The organism is Spirosoma aerophilum (assembly GCF_054782495.1).
In genome coordinates this window covers 126,814-144,010 of record NZ_BAAGSJ010000001.1, presented here as the reverse complement: position 1 = coordinate 144,010, position 17,197 = coordinate 126,814, and the positions used below count along the sequence as shown (strand labels likewise).

15 protein-coding genes are annotated in these 17,197 nt (G+C 54.1%); 1 reads left to right on the top strand and 14 read right to left on the bottom strand.

All coding sequences use genetic code 11. The features are described from left to right. Nucleotides 1-548 precede the first annotated feature (548 nt). The 5 genes from ACYVK4_RS00620 to ACYVK4_RS00600 all read right to left on the bottom strand — a co-directional run bounded on the left by ACYVK4_RS00620 (nucleotide 549) and on the right by ACYVK4_RS00600 (nucleotide 3,272). Nucleotides 549-1,019 (bottom strand): hypothetical protein, encoded by a 471-nt coding sequence (locus ACYVK4_RS00620; RefSeq protein WP_461125546.1) that lies wholly within the window; start codon nucleotides 1,017-1,019, stop codon nucleotides 549-551. Nucleotides 1,020-1,097: 78 nt separating this feature from the next. Next, nucleotides 1,098-1,223 (bottom strand): hypothetical protein, encoded by a 126-nt coding sequence (locus tag ACYVK4_RS00615; protein WP_461125545.1) that lies wholly within the window; start codon nucleotides 1,221-1,223, stop codon nucleotides 1,098-1,100. Between the two features lie 79 nt (nucleotides 1,224-1,302). Then, nucleotides 1,303-1,515: a hypothetical protein gene (locus ACYVK4_RS00610; protein WP_461125544.1), complete on the bottom strand. Its 213-nt coding sequence runs from the start codon at nucleotides 1,513-1,515 to the stop codon at nucleotides 1,303-1,305. Nucleotides 1,516-1,621: 106 nt separating this feature from the next. Next, nucleotides 1,622-1,822 carry a hypothetical protein gene (locus ACYVK4_RS00605; protein ID WP_461125543.1) on the bottom strand — a complete coding sequence of 67 codons (201 nt, stop codon included), beginning with the start codon at nucleotides 1,820-1,822 and terminating at the stop codon, nucleotides 1,622-1,624. 370 nt (nucleotides 1,823-2,192) lie between these two features. Continuing rightward, nucleotides 2,193-3,272, bottom strand: a complete 1,080-nt coding sequence (locus ACYVK4_RS00600; protein WP_461125542.1) for a dipeptidase — start codon at nucleotides 3,270-3,272, stop codon at nucleotides 2,193-2,195. Between ACYVK4_RS00600 and ACYVK4_RS00595 the strand changes: the two genes are divergently transcribed. Further along, nucleotides 3,271-3,474: a hypothetical protein gene (locus tag ACYVK4_RS00595; RefSeq protein WP_461125541.1), complete on the top strand. Its 204-nt coding sequence runs from the start codon at nucleotides 3,271-3,273 to the stop codon at nucleotides 3,472-3,474. The two genes, ACYVK4_RS00600 and ACYVK4_RS00595, sit on opposite strands and share 2 nt — an antisense overlap. Here ACYVK4_RS00595 and ACYVK4_RS00590 read toward each other — a convergent pair whose 3' ends face one another. From ACYVK4_RS00590 to dgoD, 9 genes are all read right to left on the bottom strand, one after another. Continuing rightward, complete coding sequence (locus ACYVK4_RS00590; protein ID WP_461125540.1) at nucleotides 3,475-4,467, bottom strand: 3-hydroxyacyl-CoA dehydrogenase family protein; 993 nt, start codon at nucleotides 4,465-4,467, stop codon at nucleotides 3,475-3,477. A gap of 15 nt (nucleotides 4,468-4,482) precedes the next feature. Then, nucleotides 4,483-5,778: an MFS transporter gene (locus ACYVK4_RS00585; RefSeq protein ID WP_461125539.1), complete on the bottom strand. Its 1,296-nt coding sequence runs from the start codon at nucleotides 5,776-5,778 to the stop codon at nucleotides 4,483-4,485. 97 nt (nucleotides 5,779-5,875) lie between these two features. Next, nucleotides 5,876-6,541: a bifunctional 4-hydroxy-2-oxoglutarate aldolase/2-dehydro-3-deoxy-phosphogluconate aldolase gene (locus tag ACYVK4_RS00580; RefSeq protein ID WP_461125538.1), complete on the bottom strand. Its 666-nt coding sequence runs from the start codon at nucleotides 6,539-6,541 to the stop codon at nucleotides 5,876-5,878. Beyond that, nucleotides 6,538-7,545, bottom strand: a complete 1,008-nt coding sequence (locus tag ACYVK4_RS00575; RefSeq protein ID WP_461125537.1) for a 2-dehydro-3-deoxygalactonokinase — start codon at nucleotides 7,543-7,545, stop codon at nucleotides 6,538-6,540. The genes ACYVK4_RS00580 and ACYVK4_RS00575 overlap by 4 nt, the downstream gene beginning before the upstream one ends. A gap of 21 nt (nucleotides 7,546-7,566) precedes the next feature. After that, nucleotides 7,567-9,813, bottom strand: a complete 2,247-nt coding sequence (locus tag ACYVK4_RS00570; protein WP_461125536.1) for an outer membrane protein assembly factor BamB family protein — start codon at nucleotides 9,811-9,813, stop codon at nucleotides 7,567-7,569. Nucleotides 9,814-9,972: 159 nt separating this feature from the next. Continuing rightward, nucleotides 9,973-10,965 (bottom strand): hypothetical protein, encoded by a 993-nt coding sequence (locus ACYVK4_RS00565; protein ID WP_461125535.1) that lies wholly within the window; start codon nucleotides 10,963-10,965, stop codon nucleotides 9,973-9,975. A gap of 166 nt (nucleotides 10,966-11,131) precedes the next feature. Next, nucleotides 11,132-12,607, bottom strand: a complete 1,476-nt coding sequence (locus tag ACYVK4_RS00560) for a RagB/SusD family nutrient uptake outer membrane protein (protein ID WP_461125534.1) — start codon at nucleotides 12,605-12,607, stop codon at nucleotides 11,132-11,134. Between the two features lie 19 nt (nucleotides 12,608-12,626). Then, nucleotides 12,627-15,617, bottom strand: coding sequence for a SusC/RagA family TonB-linked outer membrane protein (locus tag ACYVK4_RS00555; protein WP_461125533.1), 2,991 nt, complete (start codon nucleotides 15,615-15,617; stop codon nucleotides 12,627-12,629). A gap of 193 nt (nucleotides 15,618-15,810) precedes the next feature. Continuing rightward, nucleotides 15,811-17,058: a galactonate dehydratase gene (gene dgoD / locus ACYVK4_RS00550; RefSeq protein WP_461125532.1), complete on the bottom strand. Its 1,248-nt coding sequence runs from the start codon at nucleotides 17,056-17,058 to the stop codon at nucleotides 15,811-15,813. Nucleotides 17,059-17,197: the final 139 nt, after the last annotated feature.

The window sequence follows — 17,197 nt, the reverse complement described above, 5'->3', positions numbered from 1 at the left end:
TTACTAGAACACCGATAGCGCTGAAACGCTTTAATTATTTTTCAAAATAGCTTTCTGCCGGAATAAATATTTGTCTGGCCGGTACTTAGCTACCTGGTCAGTAAGTACCGGCAACCGAAGATGAATTTGAGGACGGCTGAACGAATGGGACTAACTAAGCCTGCCTGATAGTAAAAATAATGGTCTCTTTAAACGCTGCCCTATTGAGATAGATCAAATTTTCATTGCCCACACTTTAAGCAAAAGGGCAACACTTTATCTGGGTAGAGGAGCGTTTGGATGTGATGTGACCAATCCCTTGGTGTTGTACGGACTCGTTAAACGTAAGTGACTGCCTGTTGAGCGCGACTCTGAGACGAACCGCTCAGGCAGCCCAGCGTGGATTTTTCGGGCGGATGGTGATTCGCGTCGGCGTGCCGGACCACTGCGTACCGATACGAAACGGCAAATGCATCCGAGACAAGAAATAAGGCACTCAGCTAACCCTATATGTTTAAACAGAAACGCCCCTTATGATGCAGAACGGGCAATATATCAAGGCAAACGGCTTAGTGGACTGCCTGAGCATGCGTTTCTATTTCGGTAACTGCCCGCCCGATCTGACATTTCAGATAAATACGCTGATCATCCACGAAAAAGGCCAGATCATCAGCTTGTTCACAGGTGAAAAAAGCACCGTTTGCAAAGTAGCCAGTGCCTTTCCCGAAATAACGATTCAAGCGATCACTCGCGAATGTCGTGGTGAAATCAGGTAATGTATCGGGGAAACAGGCTCGTAGCCAGGCTACCAGCGATGTAACATCCTGAAGCTTCCCCTGTACACCAACGCCTTCCCAGAAATCGACTCGTTGACCGGCCCGGTCTTCCTGAATCAACCGATCATTGAGGAGAAGGATCAACTCGGCAAAAGCTATTTTCCAGGGGCCGTCTTCGGGTGATTCTTTGGTGAAAGCCAAGGACTCCATCAGCATATGAATGTGCTTTAAACCGGGCGATAGCTGACTGTTATTGGTTGTCATTTCGGAAGTGGATTAGTGAGCGTAAAGCTATCTCTATCTGAAAAAGATCTGCCCTGCTGAAGTAAAATGGAAAGACACCTACTGGCGGCCATTGTTGACCGGAATGAGAATCGGACGAAACATGCGATCGCGTTCGTCGCTCCACTGAATTACCTGAATCATACGACCAATGCGTTCAATGAGTTGTTTGATTAACATATTCATGCTTTGTGTTGGGTTAAAATACGTGTTGAAGTTTTATACGTAATGGCATCAGGAATTACATAAACCGATGGCTAAGTTTCTATTCTGCCAATCCACCAATGTTATGTACGCCCTCGCTGATGGTAACGGCTAAGTTTTTACCTACCCAGTGCTGTAGGTCTATGCCATCGAGGTTGGCAGGTGTCAGGTATAAACCTGAATGAAGCAATTGCCCTTGTTGAATACGAACGGGTACACGGGTTTTAAATCCATCGCCAGTCTGTGTAAACAGGTAATTGAAGATTATTGTCATGGGTGATTGATTAAGGGTATTGAATATCAAGCTGCGCATGATGGGCAGATGAAAGGATGGCCGTGAATGAATTGCAGGTGGCCTGTAGGCAGTAGACGCAAGAAGATTAGGGGAGAGGCAGCGATTGCAGGTAGTGTTTGGCTTCCATACAAATCAATTCAATCCATTGAACCTGACTCTGATGAGTGAAGGGAGTCGGTTTCCTGAAACCTTTCGCCGGGAATAGCTGTGAGAGGCAGGTGAGGTGATCAGAAAGTTGCTGCTTATTCCGGATGGCATGCGAGTAATCAATCATGATCGATGGCATGTAACTGCCGATAAGCAAACACTCAGTAAACGAATGTATCTAGTTGAACGTAGTTATTGCTGAAATGATTACGAGCCCGTTAATTAAGTCGTTGGCTGAGTTATTCTTTGGTGAGGGTAAAATTCTTAACTACCTTACAGATAGGGTGTTGGCTTGTACTTTGCGGGCTAATTAGTTATAAACTATTTTAACCGAAGAACGTATTCCTCACCTGACTGTACCCAACACCGTACTGGTTGGACAGTCCTTTCGTACGGTAGCCCACTATCTCAACGGGCAATCCCCTCGTTTGCGCCTACCGATCAACTATATCACGCTGCATGCCGGGACTCTTGGGTTGTACGCTAAAACATGACGTTTAAGACAGACGTTACCGCCAGGCCCCCCGCAAAAAACGCAGCCAGTTTTTGTGAAAGATGTTTTCGATGTCCTCTTGGGAGTAGCCGCGTTTGGCTAGCAGACCGGTTAGGGTTTGCAGGTCTGCGATGGTGTCGAGGTCGCTGGGGGATTGCTCAACGCCGTAGGTGCCGTCGAGGTCGCTGCCGATAGCGATGTGCCGGCTGCTGCCGGTTAGCTGGCAGATGTGATCGTAATGGTCGATGATCGTTTCGATAGAGATGCCAAATTCTGTCGGATTGCTGACCCGCTGGGTAAAGCCAGGCTTCATCATCCAGGCATCGAAGCACCCGCCAATAACCCCGCCCCGTTCTGTTAGCTGCCTGATCTGGTCGTCGGTAAGTTGCCGTTGGTGGGGCACCAGCGACCGGCAATTGTGGTGACTGGCCCACACCGGACCTTTATACAAAGAAAGGGCTTCGGTAAAGCCTTCGTCGGTGAGGTGGGTGGCGTCCAGAATGATACCCAGCCGGTCCATCTCCTGCACGAGTTCGCGGCCCTGCGGGGTGAGGGGTCCACTTAAGCCGGTGCCGGGGGCGTAACGGCCGGTGCTGTAATGAGCCGGGCCGAGGGCGCGCAGGCCGTAGTTATACGCCTTTTCCAGATACGACAGATTTACCAGCGAGTCGGCCCCTTCGAGGCTGAGAATGTAGCCGACGGGTTTCGTTTCATTTGGAATGCTTTCGTCGAGCCACAGGGTTACGTGATTATCCAGCGTGGCGCGGTCCAGGATCTGTACCATTTCGCCTGCATCGACCATGGTTTCGTACCACGCCCGTTGCGCCTGTGTCATGGCCCAGGCCTGTTCGGGAGAATTCCAGCCTGCGCCGGGCAGGTTACCGTTGCTTTGGTTGAAGCGGGCAATCTGAGTCGCGACGACCAAACCAATGTTGCCCCGGCGGAGGTCGGGCAGGGAAACGGTGCCTTTGGCGCGGTCAATTTTGTCGGTCATGTCGGCTTCCAGTTCGCGGATCTGGTGGGCCGATAGTCGGTAGTCACGGTTCCATTCGATGGCGTTGAGGGCCATGTCGAGGTGGGCGTCGATAATGAACATGAAGGTATTATTTATTGATCTACAGCGGGCGCGGGTATTTATCCGTGCCCATTCATTTCGTCAGTATTTACTGACGTATTACAGGACGATTCGCCAGCGAACCGGGACGCCGGACCAACTGGCTATATTAACAGGCACGGGTAAATACCCGCGTCAGCACATTTGTCCCAGACAGCATCCCTGTTGTCTGGGACAATACTAACTACTCTTCATCTTTTTTCAGTTTTTTCTTCACCACATCGGCCGGGTATTTCAAGGCCAGCTGGCGAATTTCGTAGCTGAATTCCTCGTAGGTTTCTTTCCAGAGTTGAGCTTCTTCGGGCGTGTATTCGTAGAAACCATGCGCATTCTGAACGCCTTTGCCACCCGCTTTCACGATGTCATCAATGAGTTTCGGAACTTCGGTTTTGTTACTCAGGGTTGGGAGAAGGTCTTTCATGACGGTGTGGTAGGCTGGTACGCCCGTCAGGTCCATCCACCGGAATACACCCACCAGCGTCATCCAGTAGCCGGTGTTGTTGCGGCAGGCGCGGTCTACATCCTCAACGGTCGCGTAGCCGTTTTCGACCAGATTGAAGGCTTCGCGGTACATAGCGTATGCCAGTCGGTTAGCAATAAATCCCCGAATGTCTTTGCGCACCAGCGTGGGTTCTTTGGCCCAAAAGTGAGCCAGTTCATAGATCCAGTCGGCGGTTTGCTGATTGCTCAGGTCGCCACAAATAATTTCCAGAAAGCGGGTTGTGTGCGAAGGCTCGGCCCAGTGCAGGCCCAGGAATCGCTCCGGTAACCGAATCTGCCGCTGGAGAATACTGATTGGAATGGCCGAGGTGTTGCTGGTAATCACGGCATCGTCGGCAACCACCGCTTCGATTTTTTCGTAAACGGCTTTCTTGATATCGATGTCTTCGAGCGTACACTCCAGCACGAGCTTACAGTTCTTCAACAGACTGTAGTCCTCCGTAATGGTCAGTCGCTCAACATAATGCTCGGGGCTTTCGGTTATCAGCCCTTTGTCGAAAGCTTTGGTCAGATGCTCGCGGATGCGGGGCTCGGCCGTTTCCATATCGGCGGGCAAAGGCGCAATGGCGAGTACCGGATGCCCGGCAATGAGCAGGCAGACGGTGATACTGCAACCCATCAGACCCAGCCCCACGACGCTGACGGGTATCTCTGACGGATTTATTGACTGGTTCATACGTTGAAAGGAGGGTTAGGTTAGTTCACTGATGTCGACAATTTTAGGTTTGCGGGTAAGCAGGTGGATGATCACCCAGGCAGTCAAATACGTAAAGCCGCAGATGGTGAACAAGAGGTTATAGCCCCCCGCCAGATTCCCGGCCGCTTTGTAGGCGTCCAGCAAACGACCCACCAACATCGGGAAGAAAATGCCGCCTACCGCTCCGGCCATCCCCGCTATACCAACGGCCGAACTCACCGCTTGTTTTGGGAACAGGTCAGACGCCATCGTGAACACATTGGTCGCCCACGCCTGGTGAACGGCCACTGCCAGACTGATCAGCCCCACGGCTACCCAGACATCCGTCGCAAATTGAGCCAGGATAATGGATAATTCCAACCCGGCAAATATAATAAGGACAGTTTTTCTGGCTTTTAGCGTCGGCCAGCCGCGTTTGATCAGCCAGGAGGATAGGTACCCGCCCCCAATGCTGCCCACGGTGGTGGCCAGATAGATCAGCATCAGTTCCAGACTGGGTTTTTTGAGGTCCAGCTTAAAAGTCGACGAAAAATAGGAGGGGAGCCAGAACAGGAAAAACCAATAAATGGGGTCGATGAGGCCTTTGCCCGTGATGAGCGCCCAGGTTTGTGGAAGGGAAAATAGCCTGAACCAGTTGATGGGCAGCTTCTTTTCAGTTTCCGCTTCCTGACCGCTGACAATGTAGTCGTATTCGGCCTCCGACAGCCTTTTTTGCCGGCTGGGAACTTCATAAAAAATCAGCCAGAAGATCAGCCAGACGAAGCCCATGGCCCCCGTAATCCAGAACACTTCCTGCCAGCCGTAATGATTCAGTATCCAGGGAACGATACCCAGGGCTGCCACCACCCCAATGCTGGTTCCGGCGTTGAACAGGCCCGTTGCCAGCGCTCGTTCTTTTTGCGGAAACCACTCGGCCACGGTCTTCACCGCGGCCGGGTAATTCCCCGCTTCGCCCAGCCCTAACCCAACGCGGGCCAGACCGAAACCAAATGCACTGCGGGCCAGTGCGTGCAGCATACCGGCTACGCTCCACCAGACGATCGTGACGGCATACCCTATTTTCGTGCCAACCTTGTCGATAAACCAGCCAAAGGCCAGCAGACCAGCGGCATAAGCTGCCGTGAAGGCAATAACAATGTTAGCAAACTGGGTTTCTGTCCAGCTAAATTCAACTTCGAGAATGGGTTTCAAAAGGCCGATGATCTGGCGGTCGAGGTAGTTGATCGTGGTAGCGGTGAACAACAGGAAAACAATGATCCACCGGTAATTTTGGGTTTTTGACGTAGTCACAGGGGTAGGGTTTAGTGGGTGTTTACCACCCCCAACCCCCTCCTAAAACAGGAGGGGGCTATGTCGAAGGGGTGTCTTTTTTGAGCCCCCTCCTGTTTTAGGAGGGGGTTGGGGGTGGTGATATCGCCTGTTGCATTTTTTCGACAAAATCCTGCAAGTGCTTTTTCAGCCCGTCCCAGTCTTTCTGCCTGATGAGCGCCTTGTCGAAAAGGTGACTCCCGATGCCCAGCCCGTCGGCTCCGGCGTTGAAATAAGCGGCCATATTGTCCAGACTAATACCCCCCGTGGGCATGAGTTTGAGTTGATGGAGGGGCGCTTTCAGGTCTCTGATATAGTCGGGGCCGAGTGATGTGGCCGGATATATCTTGACCATCGATGCCCCCAGCGACCACGCCTTGTAAATTTCCGACGGGGTGAAAGCCCCCGGGAAAATGGGTACTCCCCGCTTGACACAGGCTTTAATGACTTTCTTGTCGAGGATGGGGGTGACAATGAACTGAGCGCCAGCGGCCAGTGCTTTGTCCAGGTCGTCGAGTGTGCAAACCGTTCCGGCACCGATGTTCAGTCCCTCGCTATGGTATTTTACGGCGTTCTGGATAATGACCTCGGCAAAGTCGGTATTCATCGTGACCTCAATGGTGGTCAGGCCGGCTTCCCGGTAAACGGGCATGATATGGTGAATATCGTCGGGTTGGAGGCCCCGGATGATACCGACGACCGGCGCTTTGGAAAATAACGCCCAGGAAAATTTCTGTTGACTCATTTAGGTAAGGTGACTAGCTGGTTCTGGGCAATTTTTACCTGCCCGACGATGGTTGCTTTGTCGATCAGATCGGATGAAATCGTTGTCGTTCGGTTGCCCAGCTGAAGCTCATTCATGGCCAGTTTATATAACTCATACAAGTTGTTTCCACTGCAGAGAATTAGTTGAAATTGTGGCTGGTTGAGCAACGTTTTGAGCTCGGCACCGATCAGCAGCCCACTCAGGTAAAGGGTATTGTCGGGCTTGTTCAGTAAGCCAAACAATTGATTGGTCCGGACCCTGAACAGGCTGTTGAGGATAGACGGCGAATCGGATTCGTTGATGCCTGATTTGAACGCGTCGAGTTGATCGTTCGTGAATGTACTCAGCTCCGCAGGTGCAATCGAATCTTTCAGGATACTGTAATGCGCCATGAGGTTGAAGACTTCGCCCGTCATGAACGTCTGGAAATCAATGACCTGATGATGCTGTATGTAGATGTGCTTCGAATGAGTGCCCGGAAAGATCAGAATCGACGCGTCGGCAGCTATAGGCAGGGTATCCAGCAACGCCAGGAGTCCGATGAGCTGCGTTTCTTCGCCCCGCATGACATCATGCTCCGTCCGAACCCCCGAGATCAGCGTAATCTCATGCGGGAAATCGACCTGTTTCGGAAGCCGTTTTGTACTGGACAGACTGCCATCGACCGGAAAGGGGAGGGTCGCGTACGGCACTTCAGCCATGCCGATGGAGGATGACGCCATCCCCGAAATAACGATGGGAATGCCACTCAGACTGATCCCCGTTTTGGCCGACAACTGGTTGATCTGCCGCTTCAGCTGCTGCCGGAAAAACTGTTCTCTAGCCAATGGTTCACCATCGCCCATAGCTTTCCAGGCCGTGAAGGTATTGGCAATTCCTTCCTGCGACGTAACCTCCCCGATAAGTTTAATGTCTGAGCTGTCTATGAGCCGTAGTCGAAAAGAGGACGTCCCCCAATCACACCCTAATAGATAGTTTTTCATTAGTTCCTCTTTTTGTGCTTTTTACGGCAATGCAAATGCGACATACGAACCGCCGGATTTGAGTCCGTAGCGGGTTCCGCCTGCGGCAATGACAATATATTGTTTTCCGTTGACCATGTAGGTGATCGGTGTGGCAAAACCACCAGCGGGCAGCGTGTACTCCCACACGATTTTACCGGTTTTCTTATCAAAAGCCCGAAGCTTTTCATCATACGTAGCCGCAATAAAGATCAGGCCACCCGCCGTCACTATGGGCCCGCCATGGTTCTCGGTACCGGTGGGGGGAATGCCTTGCTTCGTCAGTTCCGGGTATTCGCCCAGCGGCACCTGCCAGAGGTATTCACCCGTGTTGAGGTTGATGGCGTTGAGCGTGCCCCAGGGCGGTTTTATGGCGGGGTAGTTATCCTGACCCCGAAACTGGGTGTTGCCGTTGTTCAGATACGGTGGCGTATAAGGGAAGTCTTCTCCCTCGGGCGTAGGCGTGTTGACTACGGAACTGTGCTGGTCGTTGGACGCTACGGCCGATGTGGACCTGGGTTTAGTATCCAGCTTGAACAGATACCGGACAATGGCCTCCCGGTCGTCGGCAGGCAGGTGCCCGAAGGAAGGCATCCGACCCCGGCCCGTAACCAGAATGGACGCTACCTGTTCTTTGGTCAGCCGCTTGTCGACGTCGGTCAGGTTTGGATAGGCCTGGGCCGTCTGGTTACTCCCGCCCGATTTTTCACCCGCAGCGTGGCAAACGGCGCAGTTGGTATTGAACAGGCTTTGGCCGCGCGTTAGGGCTACACCACCCGTCTGCGCCCGAACGTCCCGCATTTTGAGCCACCAGAGCATGGTATTGGCGTTCTGGTAGAGAATTCCGTCCGGGTCGGCGGCATTACCTCCCCATTCGGCCCCGCCCCCGAATCCGTAATACAGCGTGCCTTCGATGCTCGGCGGCATGTATTTGCTCCCGTGCCGACTGTTGCGGTACCGATCCAGCACATAGGCGTGGGCTTCGGGCGTGCGGGTCGTTATCTCGTTTTCAGTCAGCTCCTGCCGAACGAATGGGGCCGGTTTGGTGGGCACAGGCTGCGTAGGCCAGGGCTTTTCGCCGGGTAGGACGGGCGATGTCATCACTGGAATTTCTTTTACGGGAAAGAGCGGTTTGCCCGTATCCCGGTCGAAGACAAATACATAGCCATCTTTGGTTGCCTGGGCTACCGCTTCGACGAACCGGGGCCGACCGTCGGGACCGTTGTGCTTCACCGTAACCAGGTTGGGCGGACAGGGTAAGTCGCGGTCCCATAAGTCGTGGTGAACAGTCTGGAAATGCCAGATCCGTTTGCCGGTGGTGGCGTTCAGGGCAATCACACAGTTGGCAAAGAGATTCTGGCCTTCCCGCGCACCCCCGTAGAAGTCGACCGATGGCGAGCCTGTACCGGCATACACGACCCCTCGTTTCTCGTCCAATACCATGCCTGCCCAGCAGTTAGCCCCGCCCAGCTTTTTGTAGGAATCTTTGGCCCATGTTTCGTAGCCGTACTCACCCGGCAGCGGGATGGTATGGAATACCCAGGCGAGTTTGCCCGTCCGTACATTGAACGCCCGAATGTAGCCCGGTGGCGCGTCGCCCCCTTCACTAACCGCCGATCCTGTAATGAGCAGATCCTTATAAATAACCCCCGGTGTCGTGACGCGGATAGACAGGTTCGCTACGTCGTGGCCGATGGTTTCCTTATCGCCCAGCCCTTCGTGCAGATCGACCTTTCCCTGCTTGCCGAAGCTTTCGACCGGTTTGCCGGTGTCGGCGTTGATGGCGTACAAAAACGAGCCAACGGTGTAAAGAACCCGTTTGTCATTGCCCTCTTCCCAGTACATCACCCCGCGCATCGGGTGAAACCGGGGTTTGGCATCAGGGTCGGCGAAGGGGTCGAACTGCCAATGTTGTTTGCCCGTAGCGGCATCGACGGCGAAGAGTTTCAGCCGGGGCGAGGTGCCATAGAGCACACCTTTAACTACGATGGGCTGGCACTGAATGTCCATCCCCCGCTGCGTGGCATCCTTGTTATCGCCCGTGTTGTAGCTCCATGCCAGCTTCAGGCTTTTTACATTCTGCGTGTTGATCTGGTTTAGTTTTGAGTAGCGGTTACCCGCATTATTACCGCCATACGTCGGCCAGTCGTCGTTGGGGGGCGACTGGCTGGCAGGCTTTTTGTCGTCTTTCAGGGAAATGAAACTTCCCAGAATCAGCAGACTGAGTACAGGTTTCAGGAATGTATTCATGGATTTGTTGAATCCGTTAAGGGTTTCAGGAACATGTAAAAAGAGACCACCCCCAACGCCCTCCTAAAACAGGAGGGAGCTTAAATAAGGTTGCCTTCTGAATAGCCCCCTCCTGTTTTAGGAGGGCGTTGGGGGTGGTTAAACTGCTAACAAAAAACGCTACCTCCCTTTCTCATAAAATTCATACTGTATTTTCCAGGTCACTTCTTGACCGGGGGCTGCTTCCAGTCGGATGTACGGCTCCGGGCAGGAGGTGGTAGCACAGGCCCAGTACACCAGCTTTTCCATGGGCTGATCGCTGGTGATGTGGATGCCCGCCCCTGTCTTCTGATTCTCAATACGGATGTTGTAATCTTCAGGAGTTGGACGGAAGCCCTGCACCCCGGCCGTATACACATTCTCCCTTTTCTCCAGATCACGGGCGTAGACGAACCGGTTTCCCTGAGGCAGAATGACGCTCCCGAACCCTTTTCCTTCGGCTTTTACGTCATACGGAAACTGGATGCTGATGCCGGGGCCGGTGGGTTCTTTGTCCAGAATGAAGAAGTTATGGTCGTACACGCTCGTCTGGATGGGCAGCTTGCCGGTGTTTTTCAGACTATGCTCCAGCACCAACTCCGGTTTCCCTTTTACGAGTCTCACCGTTTTTGTGTAGCGGTACCCATAGCCTGTTGCATCGCTCAGCTCGTGCGTGAAGTCAATACGGTCTTTGTGTCGTTTCACGGTCCATTGGCCGTGGTCGGCAACGTCGTAGTAGGTCGCAAAGGTGTAGGGTTTGTCAGCAGGTTTGCGAAGGATACCTACGCCAATTTTCACAAACGTCTCGCCGGGTTTGGCGTCAGCATAACCCAGGGGTGTAAACTCTTCAGCGGGGCCGTTGATGGCGTCGTGCATCTTGGGGTCGTAGTTCTCAAACCACTGCTCAACGAAGCTATGTCCTTTGTAGGTCAGACTCTTGAACGCCCCCGACCAGTCGAAACGCGTACCCTGATAATAGCCCTGCTGCTCATCCGGCAGATAAAGCGTCGTCTGGATGATGCCATTCGACAGGTCAGCCTGTGGCCAGTCGGTCAGGGGTAAAGTCGTGCCGCTTAAGCCGATCAGGGTGAAAGCGGGTAGGAGGATTCGTTTCAGAGTGGTTGGGGTCGTCATGGCGGGTTGGTCGGTATTAACCCCATCCCAGCCCTCCCCTAAAAAAAGGGGAGGGAGCTGGCTGTCTTCGAGGGGTAGTGCTTTCGGTTTAGTTTTCTATCTTTTGTTGAACGTATCTAATTTGTGGTGTCGGGTCCTCAGACCCGACACCACGTCACCTACTCCACTAATTCAAATTCGGGTTCAACGACGTATCGCTATACGGCAGCGGAAACCAGTAATTGGCTTTTGTAATCGCTTTGATCGGCTGTAAGTCGTCAGGGCTCTTTTTGGCGTTGGCAGCTTCTACCTGTTCGAGCCGAACCAGATCGAACCAGCGGGTCCGCTCGGCGGCAAATTCCCATGCCCGTTCCTCTACCACCGCATCGGCAAACTGGGTGGCGGTCAATCCATCGCCGGGAGTTAGCGCCTTTGTTCCGGTGGCCCGTCCCCGTAGTCGTACCTGGTTGAGCGCATCGTAGGCTGCCTGATCGGGGCCACCGGTGCCCCGTGCTTTGGCTTCGGCATAGATGGTCAGCACGTGGGCGTACCGCATCATGACCGACGGCAGCGAAATGCTTGACGTTACGATGTTGCCTTTGATGTACCACTTCTGATAATACGGGTGCCGGGTCAGGCTCTGCTGCCACGGAATGGTGCTAGTTCCCAAGCCAAACTGCGTCCGGAATGTCTTGTCCTTCCGGGGACCTTCGGGAAAGGTATTGAAGAAGTTTAGTTCTGCGAACATGTCGTCCCAGCCGCCCTCTTCGCCGGGCATTGCGGTGTTGCCATAGGTTGCATTGGCCGTGCCGCTGCCAGCCGCAAAGCCGCTGATTTGATAGACCGATTCGGGGATGATGGATACCGCCGGGTCATTGTCGAAGACGGCGGCAAAGGTGGGCATCAACTGAAAACCATACAGCGCGCGGTTATCGATGACCTCTTTGGCTTTGGCCGCTGCCAGATCGTATTTGTCGGTCTGCTTCAACGGCCAGCCCGCCATTGTCAGGTACACATCGGCCAGAAACGCCTTCGCCGAACCCGCGTTGGGCCGACCCGGATCGCGCCGGGTGTTGGGGAGCATCGTTTCAGCTTTCTTCAGGTCCGACACAATCAGGTCATACACCTGCGCTACCGTCGATTTTTTGATGGTCAGCAAACTGTCCGAATATTCACCCGCCGTAACGAGCGGAATGTTGCCGTAAAAGCGCGTCAGCCAATAGTAGGAAAAGCCCCGGATGAAGTAGGCTTCGCCCGCAATGATGTCGATTGTGGCCTTGGTGCCAACCGTTTTGGCATAGTTGTTAATGACATTGTTAGCGCCCTGAATGGCTTTATAACAACCATTATACACCGCCCCCGACCGCTGGTTGGTGGTCGATACGTTGAACTGGTCGAACTCCCGCCAGTCGGCTTTGTTACTGGCCGGGTGGGTGGTCACATCGTCGGCCCCCAGCACCGCGGCATTGGCCGACGGGTGAATAAAGCCATACGACCATTGGGAGCCCAGTCCTTTGTAAGCCCCCGTCAGTGCCGATTCCAGACCGTCCTGAGTAGACAGTACATTGGGGCCATACAGCAGGCCGGTGGTGTCTTCGTTGAGGTAATTTTTGCAGCCCGTTGTTAAAGCCGCAGCGAGTAAACAGATCAATATCTTTTTCATACTAGCGAAGAGTAAGGGCTTAGAAACCGAGGTTCAGGCCAATGGTGTAGGTTTTTGAGTTAGGATAAGAGCCGTAGTCGATGCCAATCGCGGTATCAGTACCGGAGCCAACGCTGCTCGATTCCGGGTCCGGGCCTTTGTATTTCGTGAAGGTCAGCAGGTTCGTAGCGCTGAAGAATACCCGGGCGTTTGCCTTGTTTTTAAGTACAGATGCCGGTAAGTTGTACGATAAACTCACGTTTTTGAGCCGGACGAAACTGCCATCTTCCAGGAAACGGCTCGACTGGGTAAACGGCTGGTAGGTTCTCGTAAACGCGGGTACATCGGAGGTTTCGTTGCCCGGCCGGTAATAATCGCGGATTTCAGACAGGATGAACTGACGGGCGTCGCCCGCGCCCGAAAGCGCAGCCGCCCGCGTGTAGTTAAGTTTGTCGACGCCGAAAACACCGTTGAAGAACACGTTCAGCGTTAGGCCTTTGTAGGTGAAGGTGTTGTTCCAGCCGCCGGTTGCTTTCGGGAACGCCCGGCCGATAATCTGAAAATCGTCGGTCGTAATGGAGTTGTCGCCGTTGAGGTCCTGGTAATGCGGGTCGCCGGGAACACGTCCGAATTTGGCGGCCAGGTCAGCCTCGTTGGGCTTGAACGTGCCGAGGTATTGAAGGCCCCAGTATGACCCGAGGGGTTCGCCGGGCTTCAGCATGAACTCGTTGGTAGTCGACATACCCGCGCCCACACCGGTGCCGGTGCCCAGCCGGGGTAGTCCGCCCAGACTGATGACCTGATTTTTCAGGGTCGAAAAGTTCAGGTTCGTTTCCCAACGGAAGCCACCTTTGTCGAAGGGCGTTCCACCGAGCGACAATTCAAATCCCTTATTCTCGATTTCGCCCACGTTGCGGGTCTGCGTACCGCCACCGGCATAACTTGGCAGGGCAACGTTCAAGAGCAGATCGGTGGTGTTTTTCTTGAAGTAATCAGCTTCGAATCGTAACCGTCCGTTGAAGAATTCCATCTCCAGACCGACGTCGGTTTGTTTGGTCGTTTCCCATTTAAGGTTCCGGTTGCCTTGATTTCCCTGAATCACCCCCGCCACAGCCGCTGTGTTGTTGAAAGCCACGAAGGTGGTGTTGTAAGGCGATAAGGTAGCGTAGGGGTTGATGGCCTGACTGCCCGTCATGCCCCAGCTTCCACGCAGCTTGAGGTTGCTGAACACGTTCATTTTTTTGATGAACTCCTCTTCCGACAGTCGCCAGCCCAGTGCCAGCGAGGGGAAGACGCTGTTCCGGTTCTCGGGGCTGAACTTCGACGAGCCATCCTGCCGAACGGCCGCCGTTACCAGATATTTGTCTTTATAGGCGTAGTTCACCCGGCCCAACAGCGAAAGCAGCGTCCATTTCTGAAAGCCGGACCCTACCGAAGCCGCCGAGTTGCCGCCAATGTTGTTGTAGCCGAGTTGCGGAAAGCGCAGCCCCGTAGCCGTAGCCGTAAAGTTATTATCGGTGAACTGCTGCGTTTCCAGCACGGCCACCGCGTTGATGGAGTGGTGGCCAAAGGCTACGGTATAGTTCAGCGAGTTCGTGTTCTGCAAGGTCACCTGCTCCGACGAAAAGCGGCTGGCGCTCGGGTTATTGTTGGAGAGCCGTTTCCCCGAGAAGTTCAGGTTCTGGGCGTTTAGGTAATTGACCGCGTACTGCAAATCAAGCGTGAGCCCTTTGATGGGAAGCTTGTAATTCAAACCGCCATTGACGTTAATGGACGACCGATCCAGATCGACGGCCTGATCATAAAGGTAGTCGATCGGGTTCCGGTACACCGAACCAATGGGGTCGGTAAAGGTAGGCTGCCCATCCGTTCCGTAGGCGGGAGTAGTGGGTGCCCAGGCCAGTGCCTGAATGATGGCTCCGCCCCCGTTGGTGTTGTGGTTCCGTGACTTCGTGCCCCATAGATTCAGGCGGAGCGAAAGCTTATCGTTGATTTGGGTATTCAGGTTGGTACGCAGAATATAGCGTTTGAAGCCGCTGTTCTCCACAATACCGTTCTGGTTGACGTAATTTCCGGAAATGAGAAAGGTCGTTTTGTCGCCCCCCCCCGAAACCGTGATCTGGTGCTGCTGGCCGCTGCCCGTTCGGAACACAATGTCCTGCCAGTCGGTGCCGCCGTTCTGTTTAAACTGAGCAATCTGGTCGGTGGTAAAAGGGAGGTTGGAGCCGGTAGCCGTGGCGCGGGCGTTCACGATCTCGGCAAATTCACCGGCGGGCAGCACATCGTATGTCTTGATGACGCTCGATACACTACCCTGCCCTTCGTAATTTACTTTAATCCCCCGTGCGCCTTTCTTGGTGGTAATGATCACCACGCCATTGGCCCCGCGACTTCCGTAAATTGAAGTCGAAGCGGCATCTTTCAGCACCTGAAGCGTTTCGATATCGCTGGGGTTTATGAAGTTGAAATCGGCCCCCACAAAGCCATCCACTACATAGAGCGGGTTGTTGCTCCCCAGCACCGAATTGGCTCCCCGAATCCGGATACGGGCATCGCCACCGGGCGCCCCCGTTGCCTGTGTTACCTGCACCCCGGCCGCACGACCCTGCAACACCTGATCGATGCGCGTAACGGGTTGTTGGGCAAATTCCTTCGTCGAAATGGCCGACAGCGCACCGGTAACGTCTGTCTTGCGCTGTGTACCATACCCCACCACGACCACTTCGCTCAGCGTTTTCTGATCTTCGACCAGCTTGACGTTCACAACCTGACGCCCGTCAATCGCTACCGTCTGACTCACATAGCCGATGTTCGAAAACACCAGCGACCCGTTGGCAGGCGCATTCAATGTAAAAAGGCCCGTTGCATCGGTGGCCGTACCCAGTGTGGTGCCGCTCACCTGAACATTGACCCCCGGCAGCCCCTGATTGTCGGGCCCGATGACCGTGCCCGTAATTCTTGCGTTCTGTGCGAAGGCATACCCCCGGCAGAGTAGCAGTAGCAAAAAGAAAAGTTTTACATGCTTTTTCATGAGAAAATTGATTGAGTATAAGGAAAGTTAAGGGTATTGAAATTTGCTTATTAGAAATTATCCCACCCCAACCCCTCCCCTAAAAAAAGGGGAGGGGCTAAAAAGGAGTAACCCGTTACGGAGCCCGGCAGCGGCCGACCGTCTCCCCTTTTTTTAGGGGAGGGGTTGGGGTGGGGTAGACTGGGTTAGCGAACTACCAGTCCACTACCGACCCGTCGAGCGCATTGTACGATTCGGGGTTTTTCCAGTCGTGGCCGATCTTGTCTTTCAACTGCGCTTCGTCCAGTTCGACGCCCAGCCCGGGGCCCTGCGGGATCATGACGGTACCGTCTTTCTGTAATTTGAACGGGTTCTTAATGTAGCCTTCCCCCAGCGACACCTGCTCCTGCACCAGGAAATTGGGCACACTGGCGGCCAGTTGCAGCCCAACGGCCAGCGAGATCGGACCCATCGGGTTGTGCGGGGCGATGGGTACGTAATACGCTTCGGCCATGCCCGCAATCAGACGACCTTCCGTAATGCCGCCCGCGTGGCAGAGGTCGGGCTGGACGATGCTGACGGCTTTTTTCTCCAGCAGCTCGCGGAAGCCCCACTTGGTGAAAATTCGCTCTCCGGCGGCAATGGGCAGGTGGGTGCCCCGCGCAATGTCGACCATTGTATCGACGTTCTGCGCCTGGCAGGGCTCCTCCACGAACATGGGCTGGTAACGTTCCAGCTCTTTGATCAGAATCTTGGCCGTTTGGGGCGGAATGCTGCCGTGGAAGTCGATGGCAATATCCATGTCGTCGCCACCGGCCTGCCGCAGTTCAGCAAAATTGTTGATCGCATTGCGGACGAATCGCGGGTTTTCGACAATGTTGGCCGGGTCTTTTTTGAAGACACCCGTTTTGATAACCGTATAGCCTTCGGCCTTTCGTTTCTTGATCTCCTCGCCCGAACTGGCGCGTCCGTACACGCGCACCCGGTCGCGGGTGGGGCCGCCCAGCAGTTCGTAGACGGGCACATTCAGGAGCTTGCCTTTGATGTCCCACAGGGCGTGGTCGATGCCGCTCAGGGCACTGGTCAGGATGGGGCCACCCCGGTAAAAGGCATGGCGGTAAATGGCCTGCCAGTGGTGAACAATGTGGCGAGGGTCTTTCCCGATCAGGTACGGCTCCACTTCTTTGATGGCCGTTTGGATGGTCAGCGCCCGGCCTTCCAGCAGTGGTTCGCCCAGCCCCACGACGCCCACGTCGGTATGAATTTTCAGGAAGATCCAGCGGGGCTTGACCAGAAAGGTTTCCAGCCTGGTAATCTTCACTTTACTGTAATCGGCAAAGTGGCCCGGACTGGCCGCATACGACGATTGTGGAAGCTTTAGGGCCGCTACGCCCGTCACACCCAGCACCGATTGTATGGCCGCCCGACGGGACATGCCCGGCTTTTTATTTAATGATTTCATTTGGGTTTAGGATTGTATTTGGTGGAGTAAGTGGAGTAGTTAGGTAGTGAAATGGGTAGAGTGGTGGAGTAGTGAAGTAGGTAGAGTGGGTGGTGTCGGGTTCTTAAACCCGACATCACCCAAAGAACCCGACACCATT

Coding starts and splice junctions, on each gene's coding strand:
- ACYVK4_RS00620 (WP_461125546.1), bottom strand. CDS start 1,019: ATGACAACCAATAACAGTCAGCTATCGCCCGGTTTAAAGCACATTCAT.
- ACYVK4_RS00615 (WP_461125545.1), bottom strand. CDS start 1,223: ATGAATATGTTAATCAAACAACTCATTGAACGCATTGGTCGTATGATT.
- ACYVK4_RS00610 (WP_461125544.1), bottom strand. CDS start 1,515: ATGACAATAATCTTCAATTACCTGTTTACACAGACTGGCGATGGATTT.
- ACYVK4_RS00605 (WP_461125543.1), bottom strand. CDS start 1,822: ATGCCATCGATCATGATTGATTACTCGCATGCCATCCGGAATAAGCAG.
- ACYVK4_RS00595 (WP_461125541.1), top strand. CDS start 3,271: ATGAAGGTATTATTTATTGATCTACAGCGGGCGCGGGTATTTATCCGT.
- ACYVK4_RS00600 (WP_461125542.1), bottom strand. CDS start 3,272: ATGTTCATTATCGACGCCCACCTCGACATGGCCCTCAACGCCATCGAA.
- ACYVK4_RS00590 (WP_461125540.1), bottom strand. CDS start 4,467: ATGAACCAGTCAATAAATCCGTCAGAGATACCCGTCAGCGTCGTGGGG.
- ACYVK4_RS00580 (WP_461125538.1), bottom strand. CDS start 6,541: ATGAGTCAACAGAAATTTTCCTGGGCGTTATTTTCCAAAGCGCCGGTC.
- ACYVK4_RS00575 (WP_461125537.1), bottom strand. CDS start 7,545: ATGAAAAACTATCTATTAGGGTGTGATTGGGGGACGTCCTCTTTTCGA.
- ACYVK4_RS00570 (WP_461125536.1), bottom strand. CDS start 9,813: ATGAATACATTCCTGAAACCTGTACTCAGTCTGCTGATTCTGGGAAGT.
- ACYVK4_RS00565 (WP_461125535.1), bottom strand. CDS start 10,965: ATGACGACCCCAACCACTCTGAAACGAATCCTCCTACCCGCTTTCACC.
- ACYVK4_RS00560 (WP_461125534.1), bottom strand. CDS start 12,607: ATGAAAAAGATATTGATCTGTTTACTCGCTGCGGCTTTAACAACGGGC.
- ACYVK4_RS00555 (WP_461125533.1), bottom strand. CDS start 15,617: ATGAAAAAGCATGTAAAACTTTTCTTTTTGCTACTGCTACTCTGCCGG.
- dgoD (WP_461125532.1), bottom strand. CDS start 17,058: ATGAAATCATTAAATAAAAAGCCGGGCATGTCCCGTCGGGCGGCCATA.